Consider the following 20,213-nt stretch of genomic DNA (forward strand, 5'->3'; position numbering starts at 1 on the left):
CGGGACGGATCACCGTGACCGTGTGGGGCGCGGGCGGCCGCGCGCACCTCGCCGTCTCCGACGGCGGCCCCGGCATTCCCGAAGGAGAGCGCGAGCGCGTGCTCGCGCGGTTCGTCCGCCTCGAGCAATCCCGCTCGCGGCCTGGACTCGGTGTCGGTCTGAGCCTCGTCAATGCCGTGGTTCGGCTCCACCGGGGCAGCCTGCACCTGCATGACAACGGGCCGGGACTGCGCGTGGAAATGTCCCTCCCGCTGGCACAGGGCGATTCGACACGTCCGGTGGAGCTCGTCCAGCAGGAGTCCCGTTAGGGACGGTGCGCCCGTCGCGATCGACATTTACTTGATATGGCGGAGCTAGCCTCTGCAGCGGCCCGGGCGCAGGGTGTCTGGGACAGAGTGTCACATTCCTACGATCTCGGGCTGTCAAAGGAGCGGACAACGCAACGCGTGGCAGGACGATGAACGCACCCGAGACCCTCTATCCCTCCGGCGAGGCGTCGGTTCTCGTGCTGCAAGGGGGCAGAGCGCTCGGATCCTATCAGGCCGGCATCTATCAGGCGCTCGCCAAGCAGCACGTGGCGGTGGACTGGGTCGCGGGCATCTCGATCGGCGCGATCAACGCGGCCCTGATCGCCGGCAACCCGCCGGAGCGTCGCGTGGCCCGGCTGCGGGAGTTCTGGGAGCGCGTCTCCGCCGATCTGACCGCGAAGCCAATGATTCCCGGCGAGCAGGCGCGCACGGCCTTCAACGAGATGGCGGCGGCCTGGATCGCCGCCGTCGGCGTACCCGGGTTCTTCACGCCGCGCATTCCGCCCGCCGCGTTCTATCCGCCGGGCGCACCGGAGGCGCTCAGCCTCTACGATACCAGCCCGCTCCGGGGCACGCTGGAGCGGTTCGTCGATTTCGACCGGATCAACCGCGGCGATGTCCGGCTCAGCGTCGGGGCCGTGAATGTCCGCTCGGGCAACTTCGTCTATTTCGACAACCGGAACGACCGGATCGGCCCCGAGCACATCATGGCCTCGGGGGCGCTGCCCCCCGGCTTTCCGCCGGTCGTGATCGACGGCGAGGCCTATTGGGATGGCGGTCTCGTCTCGAACACGCCCCTCGACTACGTCCTCGACACCGAGCGGCGGCGCGACCTCGTCGTGTTCCAGGTCGACCTGTTCCCGGCCCAGGGGACGATGCCCCGAACGCTGGTCGAGGCGGCCGAGCGCGAGAAGGACATCCGCTACTCCAGCCGCACCCGGCTGAATACCGACAAGAACATCGAGATCCGCAAGGCCAAGCGTGCCATGCGCCGGATCATCGAGAGGCTGCCGCCCGAGATGCAGGCCGACGACGACGTGACGTTCCTCCGGCAGGTCACGCGGGAGAACTTCATCACGCTGATGCAGCTGATCTACCGGCAGAAGAGCTACGAGGGAAACTCGAAGGATTACGAGTTCTCCCGGACTACGATGGTGGAGCACTGGCAGGCCGGTCTCGACGACGCGATCCGGTCCCTGCGTCATCGGCGGTGGCGCGAGCGGGCGCACAACGAGGATGGCATCGCCGTCTTCGATCTCACCCGGCACGCCCGCGATTGAGACCGCCCCCACGGAGGCCGGCTCGAACCGGATCGCCCCTGCGCAAACGAGCGGAGACCTGACCATGACCCGCGACGAGATCCTGACCACGACCTCGATGCCCGCCTTCAGCCCCAGCTATCCGCGCGGGCCCTACCGCTTCTGTCACCGCGAATACCTGATCATCACCTACGAGACCGATCCGGTCGCCCTGCGCCGGGCCCTGCCGGAGCCACTTGAGCCGCATCCGGACAATCTCGTTTTCTACGAGTGGATGAAGATGCCCGATTCATCCGGCTTCGGCGACTACGACGAGAGCGGCAGCGGCGCGTTCGCCACCTATAACGGCGAGCCGTGCAACTTCTCGATCCAGATGTATCTCGACGACGAGCCGCCGATCACGGCAGGGCGCGAGATCTGGGGCTTTCCGAAGAAATGGGGCCAGCCGCGGCTCGAACTCAAGAAGGACACCCTCACCGGCTCGCTCTTCTACGACGAGCAGCGCGTCGCGATGGGCACCATGACCTACAAGCACGAGAGCCTGGAGCACGATCTGGGCTCGGTCCGCGAGGGCCTGCGCAAGCTCAATATCAATCTGAAGCTCCTGCCCGACGTCGACGGGACGCCCAAGGTCGCCCAGCTCGTGGGCTACCGGCTCGAGGATATCACCGTGCATGGCGCCTGGAACGGGGAGGGCCGCCTCCACCTGATCCCGCACGTGAACTGCCGCGTCGCCGATCTCCCGGTCCGGCGGATCGTCGGGGCGCGCCACATGGTCGTGGACTTCACCCTCCCCTTCGGCCAAGTGCTGCACGATTATCTCGCCTGACCGGACGCCCGCGCCAGAACCGGAGGTTGCCATGACCCTCAAGACCAGGACCGCCCTCGTCACCGGCTCCACGAGCGGGATCGGGCTCGCCATCGCCCGGGCGTTTGCCGCCGAGGGCGCCGACATCGTGATCAACGGTTTCGGCAAGCCGGAGGAGATCGAGCGGGAGCGCGCCGGAATCGAAACGGAGTCCGGCGTGCGCGCCCATTATTCCGGTGCGGACATGTCGAAGCCGGCCGAGATCGATGCGATGGTGCGGGAGGCTCAGGAGCGCTTCGGCGCCATCGACGTGCTGGTCAACAATGCCGGCATCCAGTTCGTCTCACCGATCGAGGAGTTCCCGCCGGAGAAGTGGGAGCAGATCATCGCGATCAACCTGTCCTCGGCCTTCCACGCGATGCGTGCGGCGATCCCCGGCATGAAGGCACGGGGCTGGGGGCGGATTATCAACACCGCCTCCGCCCATTCGCTGGTCGCCTCGCCGTTCAAGTCGGCCTACGTGGCCGCCAAGCACGGTATCGCCGGCCTGAGCAAGGCGGCGGCGCTGGAGCTCGCCCCCCACAAGGTCACCGTGAACTGCATCTCGCCGGGCTATGTCTGGACGCCCCTCGTAGAGGCGCAGATCCCCGATACCATGAAGGCCCGCGGGCTGACCAAGGAGCAGGTGATCGAGGACGTGCTGCTGAAGGCGCAGCCGACCAAGGAATTCGTCACGGTCGACCAGGTCGCCGCGCTGGCCGTGTTCCTGTGCTCCGACGCCGCGAGCCAGATCACCGGCGCCAACATCGCCATGGATGGTGGCTGGACGGCACAGTAGCGCCGGGCGCGGCCCCACCCGGGATCGGGCGGGGCCGCCCTCCGCTCAGCGGCGGCCGTGGATCAGCAGGGCGATGCCGTAGCCGACCGCACCCGCGATCAGCAGCGCCACCAGGGGGTTCTCCTCCACCCGGGCGCCGACGGCGGCGCGCCCGTCCCGCAGATAGGAGCCGCCCCGCTCGTAGGCGTCGTTCGCCAGGTCGCCGGCGCGGTCATAGGCCTCGTTCGCGTAATCACCGGCATTGTCGGCGATGTCGCGGGCCTTGTCCTTCACCTGTCCGTAGGCGTTCTGGGCCTGGCCCTGTGCGTCGCGGACACGACCCTCGACCGAGTCGCGGTTCGAGCCCACGAAATCGCCGGCCGCCCCCTGAACCTTGCCGACCGCTTCCTTGGCGCCGCCGACGATCCGATCCGTATCCACCATGGCACTCTCCTGGACGTGCGCGGCACCGAAACGGGGGCACCACTCGATACGCCGTCGTCCACCGAACGCGCGAGATCGGGTTTGTGCCCCCCGCCGCCGCGAATTTGTGCGCGCCGTCGCGGGTCGGACGGGCCCTGTCCGATGCGACTCTGAAAGACGATACGACCGCGATACTGACGCCCCGACTGTATCGAGACGCCCATGCGCCGCAGCGCCTTTCGCCTTGGCGGAGGGCGCGTCAGAGGCCGATCAATGCCGCGATGGACGCCGCGCCGGCGGCCGGCGAGGTTTCGCCCCGGGCCACGGCCGCCTCGGCCTCGGCCGTGCGGTGCCGGACCTCGGGCGAGCCGACGAGACGCTGGTGCAGGCGCTCGTCGACCAGGGCCCACATCCACTTCACGTCCTGGGCCCGGCGCCTGGCCTGGATCTCGCCGGTGGCGGTGAGCTTGGCCCGGTGATCGACGATCTTCGCCCACAGGGCGTCCAGCCGCAGATTATGGAAGCCTGAGATCGTCACCACCGGCGGCGTCCAGGTCGCGGAGGCCGGGGTGAGGATGTGCAGCGCCGCCCGGTATTCCGAGGCCGCCGCGTTGGCCCGTTGCTCGGCCTCGCCGGCATCGGCCTTGTTGACCGCGATCATGTCGGCGAGTTCCAGGATGCCCTTCTTGATGCCCTGCAGCTCGTCGCCGGCCCCAGGCAGCATCAGGACGAGGAAGAAGTCGGTCAGGTCGGCGACCGCGGTCTCGGACTGGCCGACGCCCACGGTCTCCACCAGGATCACGTCGAAGCCCGCCGCCTCGCAGAGCAGCATGGTCTCGCGGGTCTTGGCGGCGACGCCGCCGAGGGTGCCCGAGGACGGGGAGGGCCGGATGAAGGCGTTCGGATCGTGGGCGAGCCGGGCCATCCGGGTCTTGTCGCCGAGGATCGAGCCGCCGGTGCGCGAGGAGGACGGATCGACCGCGAGCACCGCCACCTTCTGGCCGGAGGCCGTCAGGTTGGAGCCGAGGGCGTCGATGGTGGTCGATTTGCCGACGCCGGGTACGCCGGTGATCCCCACGCGGATCGCCGTGCCGGTGTGCGGCAGCACGGAATCGATCAGCTGAGCCGCGAGCGCCCGGTGATCGGGCCGCTTCGACTCGGCCAGCGTGATGGCCCGGGCCAGGGCGGCGCGGTCGCCGCGCAGCAGGCGCTCGCGCAGGCTCTCGATGTCGATGGACGGCGTCATGTGCCCTTCATGGCGTCGGCGAGGGCCGCCGTCGAGGGGTACGAGCGCCTGTGTCCCGCACACAACAAACCGGGCGGTGCCCGCACTCCACAGGCACCGAGGGGCGGCGTGCCCCGCCATGGTCACGATCCTGCGCGACGGTGCGCGCCCCGCCCGAACGCACCCGGATCATGTCGAGCCAGACCGTCTCACGCCGCGCACTCCTCCGGATCGGCGCCCTCGCGGGAGCGGCGGGCCTCGCACCGTCGCTCGCCGCCTGCGTCACCGACGATCTCGGCACCGGGCAGGCGCTGCCGGAGAAGCAGTCTGCCCTGGACGTCATGCCGGTGCTGCTGGTCGCGACGACCCGCAAGCCCGTGGGGACTCCGCCCCGCCCGCCGTATTTCAGTTCCGAGCGCGGCCGCGGCCTGAGCTTCGCGGAGGTGCGCCTGTCGCCCCCCGACCGGTCGCTGCTGGGCAAGGTCTCGGCGGTCATCACCGGCGACTGGACGATCGGGGCGGTGCCGAAGACCGAGACCGGGCCGGGCGCCGCCGAGGCCTTCGCGCAGGCGGCCCTGGGCCGTGACGTGCTGGTCTACGTGCACGGCTACCGCGAATCGTTCGAATCGGCCGCCGTCAGCGCCGCCCGGCTGTCCGATGGGATCCGGTTCCGCGGCGTCTCCGGCCTGTTCACCTGGCCCTCCGCGGCGGCGACCTTCGACTACAATTACGACCGCGAGAGCGCCCTGTGGTCCCGGGACGCCTTCGAGGACCTGCTCAAGGCGCTGGCCGCCTCGCCGAGCGGGGGCCGCATCAACATCGTCGCACACTCGATGGGCACGCTGCTGACCCTCGAGACCATCCGCATGCTCCGGGCCGAGGCCGGCGAGTCGGCGATGGCGAAGATCGGCGCGGTGGTGCTGGCCGCCCCCGATATCGACTTCGACCTGTTCTCGAACGGGGTCGCACGCCTCGGACCCGACGTATCGAAGATCACGGTGATCTCGGCGACCAACGACCGGGCGCTGGAACTCTCTGCGGCGCTGGCCGGCGGCGTCCGGGCCGGCGCGGTCGACCGCGGTAAGCTCGAAGCGCTGGGGGTGCGCGTCGCCGACGCGTCCGATTACGGCGGCGGCCTGATCAACCACGACCTGTTCCTCTCCAACCCGGAGGTTCAGGGCGTGGTCAAGCGCGCCATCGCCCGGGGCGCCGGCGTCTAGCGCGTCGTCCTTGTTCCGAAAGCCGGCCGCCACCCTCCCGGACGAAGGCCCGGGCGGGGCCTCACCCCATCCGGGTCGTCATGCTCTGCGGCGGAAGCGGCTCCTCGGGCGGGATGGCAGCCTCGTCGGAGCTGTCGCGGTGGTCGATGTGCTCGGCCCAGACCCGGAAGCCCACCAGGGGATTGGGCCCGAACGTGTGGGTCAGCGGCACGTCCGCGGCGTCGCGGCCGTAGGCCACCATCACCCGGCCGATCCGCGGACTGTTGTTGCGCGGGTCGAACACGTGCCAGGCCCCGCCCAGATAGACCTCCATCCAGGCGGCGAAGTCGCCGGCCGGGTGCGGCTCCGGCTCGCCGATGAAGCTGATATAGCCGGTGCAGTAGCGGGTCGGCACGTTGAGGGCGCGGCAGAACGCCACCGCGAGGTGGGTGAAGTCGCGGCATACGCCCCGCCCGCCCGCATAGGCGTCCATGGCGGTCCGGTCCCGGTGGGCGAACTCGTAGCCGAACGCGATGTGGTCGTGGACGAAGTCGCAGACCGCCTGGACCCGCGCCCAGCCCGGCGCGACGTCGCCGAACAGCCGCCACGCCTCGTCGGCCAGCAGGTCCGATTCGCAGTAGCGGCTCGGCAGCAGGAACACGATGGTCTCCGCCGGCAGCGCCTCGACGGCGTGCTGTTCGGCCTCCGGATGGGCCGGATCGGGCGCGCCGTCGTCGCGGATCACCGCGTCGGTCCCGAGGGTGAAGCTGCCGGCCGGCGCGGTCAGCCGGCCGCACAGGTTGCCGAACCCGTCGCGGTAGATCTCCACGGGAACCGGCGGCTCGGTGCGCAGGGAATCGGGGGCTTCCAGGGCACCGGCCCGGGAGGGATGCACGTTGAGCATCACCACCATGGGCACGGGATAGGGGAAGGCGTAGCGCATCTCGCAGCCGAGCCTGATCCGCATGCGCGGTGATCCTTCCGTCCGGTCCTGCTTGCGGTCGCCGTGCCGAGCGGCGCCAAATCACCCCGACCCGGCGAGGACGGGGTTGGCGCCCGGCCGCTTCACCCCTACAGCATCCCCGCGCGGCGCTCACGGGCCCTCGGCGAAACACAGAAGTTTTTCGCCCGGGGCCCGGCGTCGCACCCGCGCGATCCCGCCGACCGGGCGCGCTTGAGGACGGTTACGAGAGGGATGCCGGCCATGTTCACGCTCGAGATCGAGGGCACCGCCGTGGCGGTGATCAACAGCGACGAGGCGTCCGCCAAGGACCTCTTCACCTGTGCGGGCTTCAAGGAAGACATCCGCACCATGACCAGCGAGGGCAAGCCGCTCTGGAACGGCACCTCGGCGCTCACGGTCCGACCGGCCACGGAGGACGAGATCGAGATCTTCGAGGACGCGCTGGCCGAGGATGACGGGGAGGGCGAGTTCACCGAGGACCCGCACCATACCGACGCCGATTCGAACGACGAGGACGAGGCCGACATCGTTTTCCTGGTGGATATCGACGAGGACGAGGACGAGGCCGACGCCTGAATACGGCTGAACCCGATCGCCTCCCGTGTCGTTTCCGATTCGATTCGGAAACGACCTAGGAGGAATGGATGGCCGATAGCAGGCGGATGGTCGACGCGCTGGTGCGCTCACGGCGCGGCGGCCTCGCCGCGGGGGCGGCACTCGGCGGGCTGGCGCTGATCGGCGGCCTCGCCTTCCGCGCCCTGCGCGGCACGCCGCCGCCTGCGGCGACGGGGGGCCCGGACTTCACCGCCGTCGATGAGGACGAGGCCCGGCTGATGCTCCGGGCCATGGTGGCGGCCACCACCGCCGACGGGATGATCGACGCCGCGGAGCGTCGGCGCCTCGACGCGGCCGTCGCCGAGGCGGGGCTCGATCCCGACGGGCGGTCCTGGCTGGAGGGTGAGCTCGCCAGCCCGGCGGAAATCGACGAGATCGCCGACCGGGTCGCGGGGCCGGACGCGGCGGCGCGGATCTACGCGGCGGCCCGTCTCGCCATCGATCCCGACACGCTCCAGGAGCGGCAGTTCCTGAAGATGCTGGCCGAGGCCCTGGATCTGCCGGCCGACGTCGCGGACCGGGTCGAGCACGAGATCGCCGCCTGAACGGACATCGCCCGCATCTTCGGGATGGCCCACCGCCGGCGCGGTCCGTTCGAGCCAGCTTCCGCGAAAGGGGCCGCCGGTCCTGCGACACAACCGGCGTTCGATGAAAGACCTGAGCGGACGAAGCGTTGGCGAGCCAATGCAAGTCCGCTTAGGCTCGGCAGCAGTGAGGGGGGCCGGTCGGCCCGATCGAGGGAGCCGGGACCGTTGATGCCAGGGATATCGGTGCCGGCTGCGTCGCGCGTCTTTTCGGCGCTCTTTATGGCGGCGGCCCTATGGCTCCTGCCGTCGATCCCGGGCGGCGCCCGGGCGGCCGATCCATCACCCGAACCCCTGACGATTTCCGAGCAGGGCAGCTTCTTCGTCGGCGGCCGCGACGTCCAGTCGGACACGCTGTCGACCCTGCCGGCCTACGCGCCTTCGGGCACGATCAACGTCGATCAGGTTTATGTCCGTTACCAGATCCCCGTCGCGCCGACGCGGTCGCCCCTGGTGCTGATCCACGGCTGCTGCCTCACCGGAAAGACCTGGGAGACGACGCCGGACGGCCGTATGGGCTGGGACGAGTTCTTCGTGCGCCGCGGCTTCCCGACCTACGTGATCGACCAGGCCTGGCGCGGCCGCTCGGCGGCGAGCCCGGCTCAGATCGACGCGGTCAAGATCGGCCGGGCCGATCCCAACTCGTTGCCCGCCGTCTTCTCGGCCGGACGCGAGCCGGCCTGGGCGATCTTCCGGTTCGGCCCGGAATACCCGAAGGTCTTTCCGGGCATGCAGTTCCCCCTGGAGGCCCAGGGCGAGTTCTGGAAGCAGATGGTCCCGGACTGGTCGGCGGCGCTGCCCGTGCCGAACCCGACCGTGCCGGCCCTGTCGGAGCTCGCCAAGCGCCTCAAGGGCGCGGTGCTGATCTCCCACTCGCAGTCGGGGATCTACCCGTTCCAGACCGCCGCCCTCGACCGCGCCGGCATCCGGGCGGTCGTCGCCATCGAGCCCGCTGCCTGCCCGGACCCCGCCAAGGACGACCTCGCCCCCTTCAAGGATCTGCCGATCCTGGTCTTGTTCGGCGACTACGTCGACGCCTCGCCCCGCTGGGCCCCGCGGCTCAAGCAGTGCCGCGGCTTCGTGGCGGCGTCGAATGCCGTCGGCGGCCGCGCCGAGCTGATCCTGCTGCCGGAGATCGGCATCCACGGCAATTCGCATATGCTGATGCAGGACAAGAACAGCCTCGACATCGCCGATTGGCTCGCCGGCTGGATCGAGAAGCGGGTGCCGGGGCGGTCGTGAGCGGCGGATTCCTCGTCGGATTATGAGGTCCGCACGTCGCTTCCGGATGCGGGCAAGTGGCCGGACGCAGGCGCCTCAGCCCGGCTTACGCTCGCCGAGGAACGTCCCCATCCGCTCCAGCGCCCGGCGGATGTTCTCCGCCGAGTTGGCGTAGGAGAGGCGGATATAGCCCTCGCCATGGACGCCGAAATCCGGGCCGCCGATCACCGCCACCCCCGCCTCCTCCAGGAGCGCGGAGGCCAGGGCCTTCGCCTTCCAGCCCGTCTTCGAGACGTTCGGGAAGGCGTAGAACGCCCCTTTCGGTGCGATGCAGGACACGTTCGGCAGGGCGTTCAGCCCGTCGACCACGATCGACCGACGCCGGTCGAACTCCGCCACCATCTCAGCTACGCAATCCTGGGGGCCGTCCAGCGCCGCGATGCCCGCCCATTGCGTGGCCGCGTTGACGCAGGAATGGGCGTTGACCGCGAGCTTGCGCGCCGCCTCGTAGAGCGGCTTCGGCCAGACCGACCAGCCGAGCCGCCAGCCGGTCATCGCGTAGGTCTTGGACGCGCCGTCGAGATAGATCAGCCTGTCGCGGATCTCCGCGTAGGTCAGCAGCGAGTGGTGGGCCTCTCCGTCATAGGTCATCGTGCCGTAGATCTCATCCGACAGTACCGCCACGTCGGGATGCGCCGCCAGGCCCGTCACCAGGGCGTCGATCTCGGCCTTCGGGGTCACGCCGCCGGTGGGGTTGGCGGGGGAATTGACGATCAGCAGGCGGGTCTTCGGGGTGATCAGAGCCAGGGTCTCGGCCGCCGAGAAGGCGAAGCCGTTCTCCTCCCGGATCGGCACCGGGACCGGAGTCGCGCCGGTGAACTCGATCATCGAGCGGTAGATCGGGAAACCGGGATCCGGGTACAGGATCTCCGTCCCGGGCGCACCGAACATCAGGATCGCCATGAACATGGTGACCTTGCCGCCGGGCACGATCATCACGGAATCCGGAGAGACGTCCACGCCGTGGCGCCGGTGGATGTCGCGGGCCACCGCCTCGCGGAGCTGCGGGATGCCCACCGCCGGCGTATAGCCGTGATGGCCGTCCCGCAGGGCCTTGATGCCCGCCTCGACCACGTGGGCGGGCGTCGGCATGTCCGGCTGGCCGATGCCGAGATTGATCACGTCGCGGCCCTGGGCCGCCAGGGCCTGGGCGCGGGCAAGAACCGCGAAGGCATTCTCCTCGCCGATGCGCGAGAAGGCCGGGACCACGTGCAGCATCGCGCCCTCCGGGGCCTAGGCCGTCAGGGCTTGGCGCGGTCGGCGAGCTTCATGGCGGCGACCGACATCGCCACCGAGATCAGACCCAGGATCACGAAGGTCTTTACCGCGGCGTAGAACAGGGCCGGCTCGATGCCCGTGTCGGTGTAGAGCACGAGGCCGATCGCCGCGAGCGGCAGCGAGAGCAGGATGAAGAGGGGGACGAGCGGGTTCATGGTCGACACTCGGATCCGGCGCGCGGTGGGTCGCGGCTCGTGGGAAGCACCCTGCATATCACCCTGCGGCGACGGTTGGGACCCCGCCGCCGGCAGTTTTTCGCTGAAGCGTCCGGCCGCTCACCGATGCGCAATCATTTTGCCCGATACTGATATTCGGGAGGGCGGATCTCGATGAAGCGGGCGTCGGTTACGTGGAACGGGCAAGGCGCGGGCAAGTCCGGCGCCGAAGTGCCCAATGTCGAAGTGCTGGCCGTCCAGATCGGCAAGCTCCTGCGTCATCCGGCCTATCGGCGCGAGACCGTCGTGAGTCCGCTCCTGCGGCGCCACCTGCCGTTCGACGCGGGCTATGCCTGGAACGGCGAGGCGCGCCTACGCACGCAACTCGCCGCCGCCGGCCTCGACGCGGCGAGCCTCGAGCACCTGATCCGCAACGTCCAGGCCGAGGTCCTGCGCCTGCGCCGGCCCGCCGATACCTGAAGCGGCTCAGGCCGGCACCCGCACGGTCGCCCGCAAGCCGCCGAGCGGGCTGTCGTGCAGGGCGATGTCGCCGCCATGAGCGCGGGCGATGTCCCGGGCGATGGCCAGCCCCAGCCCGGAGCCCCCGGCGTCCTGGCGGGCGTCGTCGAGCCGCACGAACGGCTTGAACACCGCCTCGCGGCTCTCCACCGGGATGCCGGGCCCGTCGTCGTCGATGGACACGAAGAAGGCCCGGGCCTCCAGGCGGCCGGAGATCGCCACCGTCTCGCCGTAGCGGGCGGCGTTGGCCGCGAGGTTGAACAGGCAGCGCCGGAAGGCGCCCGGGCGCACGGTGATCTCCGGCGCGCCCGCGAGATCCACCTCCGAGACATGGGCGCCGAGGCGTTCCACGTCGGTGCGCAGGTCCTCCAGCAGGGCGCGCATGTCGGTGGGAGCGGCGGGCTCGGCCGAATCGCCCCGGGCAAAGGCGAGGTAGCCCTCCAGCATCCGGCTCATCTCGTCGACGTCGCGGGTGAGATCCTCGATCTCGTCGGTCTGCTCGACCAGCGCCAGCGAGAGGCGGAACCGGGTCAGGATCGTGCGCAGGTCGTGGCTCACGCCGTTCAGCATCGCGGTGCGCTGCTCCATCGCCCGCTCGATGCGCCGCTTCATCTCGATGAAGGCGTGGCCGGCCTGGCGGACTTCCCGGGCGCCGCGGGGCCGGAACTCGATCTCCCGGCCCTTGCCGAACCCCTCCGCCACGGCGGCGAGCCGCAGGATCGGCTTGATCTGGTTGCGCAGGAACAGGATCGCCACGCCGAGCAGCACCAGCGACGAGCCGATCATCCAGACCAGGAAGATGTGCGAGTTCGACGCGTAGGCCTGGCTGCGCCGGGCGGTGATGCGCATCACCCCGTCGGGGATCGCCACCCGGATCTCGATCAGGTTCGAGCGGCCGACCGTGTCGATCCAGAAGGGCCGGCGGATCTGGCGCTTGATCTCGTCCGAGAGGGCCTCGTCCAGGATCGAGAAGAACGGCCGCGGCCCCGGCGGCGGCAGCTTGGCGCCCTTCAGGATGTCGAGGTCCAGATTCAGCCGCTCGCCCGCGATGCGCGAGAGCGTGTCGGCGTCCTTGTCCTGCGGGTAGCTCTCGTAGATGTCGATCAGCGCGGCCACGTCGGCCGTCACCGCCGCCGACAGGCGCTTGGTCACGAGCTGCCAGTGCCGCTCCATGAACGTGTAGGCGATCACCGACTGGAGCAGGACCACGGGCGCGATGATGATGATCAGCGAGCGGGCGTAGAGCCCCTTGGGCAGGACGTCGCCGATCGCCCGGCTGATCCGCTTCCACAGCCGGTGCGGGCCGGAACGCGGCGGATCCGTCCGGAGCGCCCGCGCGAGGGCAGGATCGGGGGCGTTCATGGGCTCGCACGCCCCTGCCGCGGCGGCCCGCGGCGGCACGGGCAGGTCGGCTGGCGTGCGGTCCGGTCGGCGGCAGCGGACATGGGGGCTGACGGGTGCGGGGGGCTGACGTGTTATCGCATCCGCGCGGGGATCGGCCAAGGCGCGCGCCGCCGCGCCTTGCAGGGCGGCGCCCGGGCCATACCTGTGGGGTGCGGGGGGCGCCCGCGGGCCGAAGGTCCTCCAGGCCATGCTCAGCACCGATACAGACATCCTCACCGCCGCCGAATCCTGGCGGCGTGACGGCCGCGCCGTGGCGCTGGCCACCGTGATCGAGACCTGGGGCTCGGCCCCCCGGCCGGTGGGCAGCCACCTCGTCGTGGACGAGGCCGGCACCTTCCTCGGTTCGGTCTCGGGGGGCTGCGTCGAGGGCGCGGTGATCACCGAGGCGATCGAGGTGATCGCAGCGGGCGCGCCGCGGGTCCTCGAATTCGGCGTCGCCGACGAGACCGCGTGGCGGGCCGGATTGTCCTGCGGCGGCCGGATCCGGGTCTTCGTCGAGCGGGTCGACTGATGCGCGCCGACCTCCTGGCACAGCTCAACGAAGAGCGGGCGGCGCGCCGGGCCGCGATCCTGGTCACCGACATCGCCGACGGCGCCCAGCGCCTCGTCCGGGAGGCGGAGATCGGCGCCGATCCGCTCGGCGCGGTGCTCGGCCGGCACCTCGCGTCCGGCAAGAGCGGCCTCGTGGAGGTGGACGGACGGAGCCTGTTCCTCACCGTCCAGGTGCCGCCGGTGCGGCTCGTGGTGATCGGCGCCGTCCATATCTCGCAGGCGATGGCCCCGATGGCGGCCGGGCTCGACCTCGCGCTCACGGTGATCGATCCGCGTACCGCCTTCGCCAGTCCCGACCGCTTCCCGGGCGTCGACCTCGTGGCCGAATGGCCGGACGCGGCCCTCGGCGGCCGGGTGCCGCCGCTGGACCGCTACTGCGCCCTCGCGGCCCTGACCCACGATCCCAAGATCGACGATTCCGCCCTCGCGGCGGCGCTCGCGGCGGAGTGCTTCTACGTCGGCGCACTGGGCTCGCGGAAGACCCATGCGGCCCGGGTCGCGCGGCTCACCGAGGCCGGGTTCGGGCCGGCGCAGATCGGCCGCATCCGCGCGCCGATCGGGCTCCCCATCGGGGCTGTCAGCCCCGCCGAGATCGCGCTGGCCGTGCTGGCCGAGATCGTAACCGCCCTGCGCCGCGCCCCCCGACCGGAGGCCGCGTGAGGTTCGGACCCGTACCGGTCGCCGAGGCGGTCGGGCTGATCAGCGCCCACAGCGTCCGGCGCGCCGATGTCACCCTGCGCAAGGGTGCGGTGATCGCCCCGGAGGCGGCCGCGGGCCTAGCCCAGGCGGGCGTGTCGGAAATCGTGGCGGCGGCGCTCGAACCGGGCGATGTCGGCGAGGATGCCGCGGCCGCGCGTCTCGCCGACCATCTGGCCGGCCCGAATCTGCGGTTGGACGCCCCCTTCACCGGCCGCTGCAACCTCTTCGCCGCCGCGGCGGGGGTGCTCACCCTGGAGCCGGCGCGGATCCATGCGGTCAACGCCGTGGACGAGGCCGTGACCGTGGCGACGCTGCCGCGGTTCAAGCCGGTGGTGGAGGGCGAGATGGTCGCCACCGTCAAGATCATCCCCTACGCGGTGCCGGGAGCGGTGCTCGACCGCGCCTGCGCGGCGGCCGCGGGCGGGACGCTCGCGGTCGCGCCCTATCGCCGCCGGCGCGTGGGCGTGGTCTCGACCCGCCTGCCGAGCCTCAAGGAGACGACCATCGACCGGACCCTGCGGGTGCTGGCCGAACGCCTCGCGCCGACGGGGGCCGCGATCGTCGCGGAGATCCGGGTGCCGCACGCGGCCGGGGCCGTCGCCTCCGCCCTCGCGGCGGCGATCGATGAAGCCGGGGCGGATCTCGTGGTGGTGTTCGGCGCCTCGGCCATCGCCGACCGGCGCGACGTCATCCCGGCCGGAATCGCGGCGGCCGGCGGCGCGGTCGCGCATCTCGGGATGCCGGTCGATCCGGGCAATCTCCTGCTCGTCGGCGCCCGGGGCGCCGTGCCGGTGATCGGCGCGCCCGGTTGCGCACGCTCCCCCCGTGAGAACGGCTTCGACTGGATCCTGCACCGGCTGCTGGCGGACCTGTCGGTGACCCGGGCCGACATCGTCGCGCTGGGGGTGGGCGGCCTGCTCATGGAGATCGTTTCCCGGCCGCAGCCCCGGGCCGGCGGCCGGAGCGCCGGGGACGAGGCGGAGACCGCGGCGGATGCCTGAGATCGGGACGGTCCTGCTCGCCGCCGGTCTCGGCAGCCGTTTCGGGCCGGAACCGAAGCTGCTCGCGCGCCTCGACGGCCGGTTGCTGGTGCGCCACGCCGCCGAAGCCGCCCTGGGCGCCCGGCCGCGTCCGGTGATCGCCGTGCTGGGGGCGCATGCGGACCGGGTGCGGGCCGCGCTGACGGGGCTCGACCTGACCCTCACCGTCAATCCGGAGTTTCGCGCGGGTCTCGCCACTTCCCTGCGCGCCGGCCTCGCCGCGCTGCCCCGGTCCTGCGACGCCGCCGTGGTGGTTCTCGGGGACATGCCGCAGGTTGAAGCCGCCCATATCGACCGCCTCGCGGAGGCCTTCGCGGCGGCCGGACGGGAGCCGGCCGCCGTGGTTCCTGTGCGGGATCGGCGGCGTGGGAACCCGGTGCTCCTCAACCTGCACCGCCTCGGCGCGGATATCGCCGGGCTGTCCGGCGATCACGGCGCCGGCCCGCTCCTCCGGGATCGGGTGGACGTGCTGGAGATCCCGGGCGACGCGGCCACCGGTCTCGACATCGACACGCCGGCCGCGCTCGCCGCCCTGCGCGGCGGCCCGGCCTGAGCGGTCAGGGTCCCGCCTCGGCGCGCTTGCGAGCCGTGTGGGCCTCGGCCCGGCACCGGTCGGAGCAGTAGCGCACCTCGTCCCAGACACGCGCCCACTTCTTCCGCCACGCGAAGGGCCGTCCGCACTGTGCGCAGACCTTCTCCGGAAGGTCGCCCTTGCGGCGCATCGGCGGCATCGTCCCCTCGTCCGTTCCCGTATCCGGTTCAGCGGCCGGGCGGGTCCCGAACCTCCGTCCGCCGGGCTCCGGCATCCAGGAAGTGGGCGAGACCCAGCATCGCGGCGAGGCCGCCGACATTGACGGCGGCCTGGTGCGGCCATGTGGCCTCGAAGGTCCGGTAGAGGATGCGGCCGATCAGCGCCGCCAGGCAGCCGGCCGCGAAGATCTCCAGCGAGTGGCGGCCGCAGGCGTCGATCAGCCGGAGTGGCCGCCAGCGGCTGAGGCGCGTCACCGCCGGGGCGCTGAACAGCAGGTAGATCAGCGCCAGGATGTCGAGCAGGCGCAGGGGGCCGACATGGCTCTTGTCCGGCGCTGCGATCGCCAGCGGCCTGAGATCCGGCAGGCCCCACGCGGTCCAGGATCCGCCCTGGAGGAGCGCGAAGCCGAGATAGGCCGTGCAGGCTGCTGCAGCCCAGTTGCGCCAGGGCAGCAGCCCGCCCCCGGCCCGGACCGCGAGTGCCAGGGCCGCCCCGATCACGAACAGGAACTGCCACGCGAACGGGTTGAAGTACCAGCCGTCATCCACGGCGGCGGCGTTCGGCAGGTTGAGCTGGGGGTCGAGGTTGGCGGCGAGCCACAGGGTGCCCGAGAGCGCCAGAACCCCCCAGACCCCGCGCCGCATCCCGACATAGACGAGGGGGAACAGGGCGAGGAGCAGGATGTAGAGCGGCAGGATGTCCAGGTAGTTGGGCAGTGCATTGAGCGCGAGTCCGCGCAGGAGCCCCGGCAGCAGGCCCATCTGCAGCAGCGGCGCGACCCCGAAGCGCGGCGTCAGCCCGGTGAGGTCCATCCAGATCCGGACGATGATCAGGGTGGCGAGCAGCAGACCGGCCTGGAACAGGTAGATGCGCAGGCAGCGCCGGGCGATGCGCGCCAGCGCCGTCCGGGCCCCGGCACGCCGGAACAGGCCGCCATAGGCCATCATCGAGGAATAGCCGGCCAGCAGCACGAAGAGTTCGGCGGCGTCCGAGAAGCCGAAATTGTGCACGGTCAGCAGGGCCGGGCCGTTCTGCGGGATATGATCGACGAAGATCGTCAGCAGCGCGAGCCCGCGCAGAACGTCGACCCGCGCATCCCGGAGCGGCTTCGCCGGTCGCACCGCGACGGGGTGGCCGGCGGGGGGCGGGGCGTCGCCGGCCGCGGGACGTTCGAGATCGTCGATGCTGTTCACTCGGTCTTCGCCCCGATATCGGCGCCCGATGATACCGCGGCGCAGCGCGGCCGCCCGTGAAGACTGCATCGATCACGCGTCTGTGTTCGGCGCCGGGTGCCGATCTGCCGTTCCGCGTCGCCGAAGCCTGGAGACCGCATGAGCGCGGATCGGCGGCCGCGGACCGGCGAACGCCGCTCGCCTCCCGCGCCGAGCCGGTATAGATGCGGCGGATCGATCCCGGCCGCCAGCGACGGCGCCGGGCAGGGGCAGGGTTCATGCGCGTCCTCGTCACCGGAGCCGGAGACTATCTCGGCCGCCGCCTGCTCGAGGCGCTGCGCCGGGACCTGCCGGCCGGCAGCCGCATCCTCGGCATCGACCGGACGCCGCAACCGTCCCTCGACGGCGTCACCTTCCTCGTGGTCGACCCGTTCGATGCCGACAGCCTCGCCGAGGCGGTCGCGGCCTTTGACCCGACCCTCGTGTTCCACCTCGCCGCCCTGGCCTCGGTGGCGCAGTCGAGCGAGACGCCGTCCTACGCCTGGCGGGCGGACCTGCTCGGCACCCTGAATCTCGCAGAGGCTCTGGCGACATCCCGCGCGACGCTCGTGTTCCTGAGCGCCACCGTGGTCTACGGGGAGGCGTTCCAGGATCGGACGCGTCCGGACGAGAGCGTCACGCCGCGGCCCGATACCATCTCGGGGCGGACCAAGACCGCCTGCGAGTACATCCTCCGCGACGTACTGGCTAATGCCGGCGTCAAGCACCTCGTGCTCCGCCCGTCGAACTACATCGGGCCCGGGCAGGCCGAGACCTTCGTGGTCGCCTCCTTCGCCGGGCAGATCGCCCGCATCGAGCGCGGCCTCGCGCCGCCGAGCCTCGCGGTCGGCGACCTCTCGGCCGGGCGCGACTTCTTCGACGTGGCCGATTTTACCGCCGCCTGTCTGCGCGTGGCGGAGCGCATCGGCGATCTGCCCGACGGCGCGATCTTCAATGTCGGGTCGGACACCGTGACGTCGGTCTCCGGGATCCTCGACGCGCTTCGCGGCCTGACGGATGCGGCATTCACGGTCGAGGTGGTGCCCGACCGGGTCCGGGAGGCGGGCATCCGCGCCGAGGGCTGCGACCCGGCGGCCTTCACGGCGGCCACGGGCTGGAGTCCGGCCATTCCCCTGGCGCAGAGCCTGTCGGCGATCCTGGCCGATGCCCGGTCGCGCTTGGGGTGAAGGGTCTGGCAGTCCAACGCCGCCACGCACCCTTCCTCCCCCGCAGAGGGGGAGGGAGACGGGCGTGGGGCCGGCCATCGCTCAAGCTCGGAAGCGATGGGTGAACATCGCAGCCCGCAGAGGGGGGGCGGCGGAGGGCCCGCTCAGCGCGAGAACCGCTTGTACTTGATCTTCTTCGGCATGATCGAATCGGCCCCGAGCCGCCGGACCTTGTCGGCTTCGTAGTCGGAGAAGTTCCCCTCGAACCACTCCACGTGGCTGTCGCCCTCGAAGGCCAGGATGTGCGTCGCGATCCGGTTCAGGAACCAGCGATCGTGGCTGATGATCACCGCACAGCCCGCGTAATCCTCCAGCGCGTCCTCGAGGGCGCGCAGGGTCTCCATGTCGAGGTCGTTGGTCGGCTCGTCGAGGAGCAGGACGTTGGCGCCGCCCTTCAGCGTCCGGGCGAGGTGCACCCGGTTGCGCTCGCCGCCCGAGAGCGTGCCGACCTTCTTCTGCTGGTCGGGGCCCTTGAACGCGAAGGCCGCGCAATAGGCCCGCGAATTGATCTCGCGCTTGTTGAAATAGATGATGTCGTTGCCGCCCGAGACCTCCTGCCAGACCGTGGCGTTCGGATCGAGGGCGTCGCGCGACTGGTCGACGTAGCCGAGCTTGACCGTCTCGCCGACATCGATCTTGCCGGCGTCGGGCTTCTCCTGCCCGGTGATCATCTTGAACAGGGTGGTCTTGCCGGCCCCGTTCGGGCCGATCACCCCGACGATGCCGCCCGGCGGCAGCTTGAACGAGAGATCCTCGATCAGAAGACGGTCGCCGAACGCCTTGTTGAGGTGCTCGAATTCGATGACATTGTTGCCCAGCCGCTCGTCGATCGGGATGACGATCTGCGCGGAGGCATCGATCTTGTTGTTCTGCTTGGCGACCAGCTCCTCGTAGCGGGTGATGCGCGCCTTGGACTTCGACTGGCGGGCCTTCGGGGAGGCGGCGATCCACTCCTGCTCCCGGGAGATGGAGCGCTGCCGGGCCATGTCCTCGCGGCCCTCCTGCTCCAGGCGCTTCTGCTTCTGCACCAGCCAGGCGGAGTAGTTGCCCTCGTAGGGGATGCCCTTGCCGCGGTCGAGTTCCAGGATCCAGCTGGTGACGTTGTCGAGGAAGTAGCGGTCGTGGGTCACGATCAGGATCGCGCCCGGATATTGGCGCAGGTGACCCTCCAGCCAGTTCACCGTCTCGGCGTCGAGGTGGTTGGTCGGCTCGTCGAGGAGCAGCAGCTCCGGCTCCCACAGGAGCAGCCGGCACAGGGCGATGCGGCGGCGCTCGCCGCCCGACAGGGTGGCGACGGGCTGCTCGTCGCTCGGGCAGCCCAGGGCCTCCATGGCCTGATCGATCTTCGAATCGAGCTCCCACAGACCGAGCGATTCGATCCGGTCCTGGAGCTCGGTCATCTCGTCGGCCGTCTCCTCCGAGTAGTTCATGGCGAGTTCGTTGTAGCGGTCGAGCATGGCCTGCTTCTCGGCCACCCCCTCCATCACGTTCTCGCGGACCGACTTGGTCGGATCGAGCTGGGGTTCCTGCGGCAGGTAGCCGACTCGCGCGCCCTGGGCCACCCAGCCGTCGCCGGTGAATTCCTTGTCGATGCCGGCCATGATCTTGAGCAGCGTCGACTTGCCGGAGCCGTTGATGCCCAGAACGCCGATCTTCGCGTCGGGGTAGAAGGACAGGTTGACGCTATCCAGGACCTTCTTGCCGCCGGTATAGGCCTTGGTCAGGCCGCGCATGTGGTAGATGAATTCGCGAGCCATCGCGGAAATCCTCGGCGTGCTGTGCGGGAATGCGCGGTGCGTGCCAGCGGCACGGGGCAGGCGCGGGGTCTCATCCCCGTCCTGTCCGCACGCCCCCACGATCTAGGAATGACCCCGTTCGAGTATCAGGCCCGCCGG

Annotated in this window: 23 protein-coding genes (1 of these 23 cut by a window edge); 14 read left to right on the plus strand and 9 right to left on the minus strand. The window is 70.7% G+C overall.

Annotation, left to right across the window (positions count from 1 at the left end):
* The 4 genes from AC3IF1_RS08080 to AC3IF1_RS08095 all read left to right on the plus strand — a co-directional run.
* Positions 1-308 carry the 3' portion of a sensor histidine kinase gene (locus AC3IF1_RS08080; RefSeq protein WP_489217077.1) on the plus strand. The gene continues 1,165 nt to the left of window position 1, outside the view, so 308 of the gene's 1,473 nt are visible here — the last part of the coding sequence; its start codon lies beyond the left edge, outside the window; the stop codon is at positions 306-308.
* Positions 309-457: 149 nt separating this feature from the next.
* Positions 458-1,588, plus strand: coding sequence for a patatin-like phospholipase family protein (locus AC3IF1_RS08085; protein ID WP_489217079.1), 1,131 nt, complete (start codon positions 458-460; stop codon positions 1,586-1,588).
* Positions 1,589-1,652: 64 nt separating this feature from the next.
* Entirely contained in the window at positions 1,653-2,396 is a 744-nt protein-coding gene (locus AC3IF1_RS08090; RefSeq protein WP_489217081.1) for an acetoacetate decarboxylase, read from the plus strand.
* A 31-nt stretch (positions 2,397-2,427) separates the two neighbouring features.
* Positions 2,428-3,213, plus strand: a complete 786-nt coding sequence (locus tag AC3IF1_RS08095; RefSeq protein ID WP_489217083.1) for a 3-hydroxybutyrate dehydrogenase — start codon at positions 2,428-2,430, stop codon at positions 3,211-3,213.
* Positions 3,214-3,258: 45 nt separating this feature from the next.
* Here AC3IF1_RS08095 and AC3IF1_RS08100 read toward each other — a convergent pair whose 3' ends face one another.
* Entirely contained in the window at positions 3,259-3,636 is a 378-nt protein-coding gene (locus AC3IF1_RS08100) for a CsbD family protein (RefSeq protein ID WP_489217085.1), read from the minus strand.
* A gap of 238 nt (positions 3,637-3,874) precedes the next feature.
* The gene (meaB, locus tag AC3IF1_RS08105; RefSeq protein ID WP_489217087.1) at positions 3,875-4,861 is read right to left on the minus strand and encodes a methylmalonyl Co-A mutase-associated GTPase MeaB; all 987 of its coding nucleotides are present in this window, start codon (positions 4,859-4,861) and stop codon (positions 3,875-3,877) included.
* A 170-nt stretch (positions 4,862-5,031) separates the two neighbouring features.
* Here meaB and AC3IF1_RS08110 point away from each other — a divergent pair, with 170 nt between their 5' ends.
* The gene (locus AC3IF1_RS08110) at positions 5,032-6,060 is read left to right on the plus strand and encodes an alpha/beta hydrolase (protein ID WP_489220352.1); all 1,029 of its coding nucleotides are present in this window, start codon (positions 5,032-5,034) and stop codon (positions 6,058-6,060) included.
* A 61-nt stretch (positions 6,061-6,121) separates the two neighbouring features.
* Here AC3IF1_RS08110 and AC3IF1_RS08115 read toward each other — a convergent pair whose 3' ends face one another.
* Positions 6,122-7,006 (minus strand): transglutaminase-like domain-containing protein, encoded by an 885-nt coding sequence (locus AC3IF1_RS08115; protein WP_489217089.1) that lies wholly within the window; start codon positions 7,004-7,006, stop codon positions 6,122-6,124.
* Positions 7,007-7,243: 237 nt separating this feature from the next.
* Here AC3IF1_RS08115 and AC3IF1_RS08120 point away from each other — a divergent pair, with 237 nt between their 5' ends.
* From AC3IF1_RS08120 to AC3IF1_RS08130, 3 genes are all read left to right on the plus strand, one after another.
* Positions 7,244-7,579, plus strand: coding sequence for a hypothetical protein (locus AC3IF1_RS08120; RefSeq protein WP_489217091.1), 336 nt, complete (start codon positions 7,244-7,246; stop codon positions 7,577-7,579).
* Between the two features lie 68 nt (positions 7,580-7,647).
* Positions 7,648-8,163, plus strand: a complete 516-nt coding sequence (locus tag AC3IF1_RS08125; RefSeq protein WP_243970900.1) for a DUF533 domain-containing protein — start codon at positions 7,648-7,650, stop codon at positions 8,161-8,163.
* Positions 8,164-8,424: 261 nt separating this feature from the next.
* Entirely contained in the window at positions 8,425-9,444 is a 1,020-nt protein-coding gene (locus AC3IF1_RS08130) for an esterase (protein ID WP_489217093.1), read from the plus strand.
* Between the two features lie 75 nt (positions 9,445-9,519).
* On the opposite strand, the gene AC3IF1_RS08135 is transcribed toward AC3IF1_RS08130, so the two are convergent.
* Positions 9,520-10,701, minus strand: a complete 1,182-nt coding sequence (locus AC3IF1_RS08135) for a pyridoxal phosphate-dependent aminotransferase (RefSeq protein ID WP_489217095.1) — start codon at positions 10,699-10,701, stop codon at positions 9,520-9,522.
* Between the two features lie 23 nt (positions 10,702-10,724).
* On the minus strand, positions 10,725-10,916 hold the full coding sequence (locus AC3IF1_RS08140) for a hypothetical protein (protein WP_243970906.1): 192 nt from the start codon (positions 10,914-10,916) through the stop codon (positions 10,725-10,727).
* 174 nt (positions 10,917-11,090) lie between these two features.
* Here AC3IF1_RS08140 and AC3IF1_RS08145 point away from each other — a divergent pair, with 174 nt between their 5' ends.
* A complete protein-coding gene (locus AC3IF1_RS08145) occupies positions 11,091-11,396 on the plus strand; it encodes a hypothetical protein (RefSeq protein WP_243970908.1) in 306 nt (101 codons plus the stop codon).
* 6 nt (positions 11,397-11,402) lie between these two features.
* Here the strand turns inward: AC3IF1_RS08145 and AC3IF1_RS08150 are convergent, their stop codons facing one another.
* Complete coding sequence (locus AC3IF1_RS08150) at positions 11,403-12,797, minus strand: ATP-binding protein (protein ID WP_489217098.1); 1,395 nt, start codon at positions 12,795-12,797, stop codon at positions 11,403-11,405.
* 229 nt (positions 12,798-13,026) lie between these two features.
* On the opposite strand from AC3IF1_RS08150, the gene AC3IF1_RS08155 reads away from it, so the two are divergent.
* Genes AC3IF1_RS08155 through AC3IF1_RS08170 form a run of 4 tightly spaced genes read left to right on the plus strand, consistent with a single transcriptional unit; the run spans position 13,027 to position 15,683 of the window.
* Complete coding sequence (locus AC3IF1_RS08155) at positions 13,027-13,350, plus strand: XdhC family protein (protein WP_489217100.1); 324 nt, start codon at positions 13,027-13,029, stop codon at positions 13,348-13,350.
* The gene (locus AC3IF1_RS08160) at positions 13,350-14,051 is read left to right on the plus strand and encodes an XdhC family protein (RefSeq protein ID WP_489217102.1); all 702 of its coding nucleotides are present in this window, start codon (positions 13,350-13,352) and stop codon (positions 14,049-14,051) included. The genes AC3IF1_RS08155 and AC3IF1_RS08160 overlap by 1 nt, the downstream gene beginning before the upstream one ends.
* Complete coding sequence (locus AC3IF1_RS08165) at positions 14,048-15,091, plus strand: molybdopterin-binding protein (protein WP_489217104.1); 1,044 nt, start codon at positions 14,048-14,050, stop codon at positions 15,089-15,091. The genes AC3IF1_RS08160 and AC3IF1_RS08165 overlap by 4 nt, the downstream gene beginning before the upstream one ends.
* Positions 15,084-15,683, plus strand: coding sequence for a nucleotidyltransferase family protein (locus AC3IF1_RS08170; RefSeq protein ID WP_489217106.1), 600 nt, complete (start codon positions 15,084-15,086; stop codon positions 15,681-15,683). The genes AC3IF1_RS08165 and AC3IF1_RS08170 overlap by 8 nt, the downstream gene beginning before the upstream one ends.
* A gap of 4 nt (positions 15,684-15,687) precedes the next feature.
* On the opposite strand, the gene AC3IF1_RS08175 is transcribed toward AC3IF1_RS08170, so the two are convergent.
* Both AC3IF1_RS08175 and AC3IF1_RS08180 read right to left on the minus strand, forming a co-directional pair.
* A complete protein-coding gene (locus tag AC3IF1_RS08175) occupies positions 15,688-15,861 on the minus strand; it encodes a DUF2256 domain-containing protein (protein ID WP_243970936.1) in 174 nt (57 codons plus the stop codon).
* 28 nt (positions 15,862-15,889) lie between these two features.
* Positions 15,890-17,074 carry an OpgC family protein gene (locus tag AC3IF1_RS08180; RefSeq protein WP_489217108.1) on the minus strand — a complete coding sequence of 395 codons (1,185 nt, stop codon included), beginning with the start codon at positions 17,072-17,074 and terminating at the stop codon, positions 15,890-15,892.
* Between the two features lie 257 nt (positions 17,075-17,331).
* Between AC3IF1_RS08180 and AC3IF1_RS08185 the strand changes: the two genes are divergently transcribed.
* Positions 17,332-18,279, plus strand: coding sequence for an NAD-dependent epimerase/dehydratase family protein (locus AC3IF1_RS08185; RefSeq protein ID WP_489217110.1), 948 nt, complete (start codon positions 17,332-17,334; stop codon positions 18,277-18,279).
* A 143-nt stretch (positions 18,280-18,422) separates the two neighbouring features.
* On the opposite strand, the gene ettA is transcribed toward AC3IF1_RS08185, so the two are convergent.
* Positions 18,423-20,075, minus strand: a complete 1,653-nt coding sequence (gene ettA / locus AC3IF1_RS08190) for an energy-dependent translational throttle protein EttA (RefSeq protein ID WP_243970940.1) — start codon at positions 20,073-20,075, stop codon at positions 18,423-18,425.
* Positions 20,076-20,213 lie beyond the last annotated feature (138 nt).

Source organism: Methylobacterium sp. E-012 (genome assembly GCF_057836545.1).

What these genes read in the sequence shown, in the direction of transcription:
- AC3IF1_RS08100 (WP_489217085.1), bottom strand. Translation starts at nt 3,636, where the DNA reads ATGGTGGATACGGATCGGATCGTCGGCGGCGCCAAGGAAGCGGTCGGC.
- AC3IF1_RS08160 (WP_489217102.1), top strand. Translation starts at nt 13,350, where the DNA reads ATGCGCGCCGACCTCCTGGCACAGCTCAACGAAGAGCGGGCGGCGCGC.
- AC3IF1_RS08140 (WP_243970906.1), bottom strand. Translation starts at nt 10,916, where the DNA reads ATGAACCCGCTCGTCCCCCTCTTCATCCTGCTCTCGCTGCCGCTCGCG.
- AC3IF1_RS08130 (WP_489217093.1), top strand. Translation starts at nt 8,425, where the DNA reads ATGGCGGCGGCCCTATGGCTCCTGCCGTCGATCCCGGGCGGCGCCCGG.
- AC3IF1_RS08185 (WP_489217110.1), top strand. Translation starts at nt 17,332, where the DNA reads ATGCGCGTCCTCGTCACCGGAGCCGGAGACTATCTCGGCCGCCGCCTG.
- AC3IF1_RS08155 (WP_489217100.1), top strand. Translation starts at nt 13,027, where the DNA reads ATGCTCAGCACCGATACAGACATCCTCACCGCCGCCGAATCCTGGCGG.
- ettA (WP_243970940.1), bottom strand. Translation starts at nt 20,075, where the DNA reads ATGGCTCGCGAATTCATCTACCACATGCGCGGCCTGACCAAGGCCTAT.
- AC3IF1_RS08085 (WP_489217079.1), top strand. Translation starts at nt 458, where the DNA reads ATGAACGCACCCGAGACCCTCTATCCCTCCGGCGAGGCGTCGGTTCTC.
- AC3IF1_RS08120 (WP_489217091.1), top strand. Translation starts at nt 7,244, where the DNA reads ATGTTCACGCTCGAGATCGAGGGCACCGCCGTGGCGGTGATCAACAGC.
- AC3IF1_RS08170 (WP_489217106.1), top strand. Translation starts at nt 15,084, where the DNA reads ATGCCTGAGATCGGGACGGTCCTGCTCGCCGCCGGTCTCGGCAGCCGT.
- AC3IF1_RS08110 (WP_489220352.1), top strand. Translation starts at nt 5,032, where the DNA reads ATGTCGAGCCAGACCGTCTCACGCCGCGCACTCCTCCGGATCGGCGCC.
- AC3IF1_RS08115 (WP_489217089.1), bottom strand. Translation starts at nt 7,006, where the DNA reads ATGCGGATCAGGCTCGGCTGCGAGATGCGCTACGCCTTCCCCTATCCC.
- meaB (WP_489217087.1), bottom strand. Translation starts at nt 4,861, where the DNA reads ATGACGCCGTCCATCGACATCGAGAGCCTGCGCGAGCGCCTGCTGCGC.
- AC3IF1_RS08135 (WP_489217095.1), bottom strand. Translation starts at nt 10,701, where the DNA reads ATGCTGCACGTGGTCCCGGCCTTCTCGCGCATCGGCGAGGAGAATGCC.
- AC3IF1_RS08145 (WP_243970908.1), top strand. Translation starts at nt 11,091, where the DNA reads ATGAAGCGGGCGTCGGTTACGTGGAACGGGCAAGGCGCGGGCAAGTCC.
- AC3IF1_RS08095 (WP_489217083.1), top strand. Translation starts at nt 2,428, where the DNA reads ATGACCCTCAAGACCAGGACCGCCCTCGTCACCGGCTCCACGAGCGGG.
- AC3IF1_RS08150 (WP_489217098.1), bottom strand. Translation starts at nt 12,797, where the DNA reads ATGAACGCCCCCGATCCTGCCCTCGCGCGGGCGCTCCGGACGGATCCG.
- AC3IF1_RS08090 (WP_489217081.1), top strand. Translation starts at nt 1,653, where the DNA reads ATGACCCGCGACGAGATCCTGACCACGACCTCGATGCCCGCCTTCAGC.
- AC3IF1_RS08125 (WP_243970900.1), top strand. Translation starts at nt 7,648, where the DNA reads ATGGCCGATAGCAGGCGGATGGTCGACGCGCTGGTGCGCTCACGGCGC.
- AC3IF1_RS08175 (WP_243970936.1), bottom strand. Translation starts at nt 15,861, where the DNA reads ATGCCGCCGATGCGCCGCAAGGGCGACCTTCCGGAGAAGGTCTGCGCA.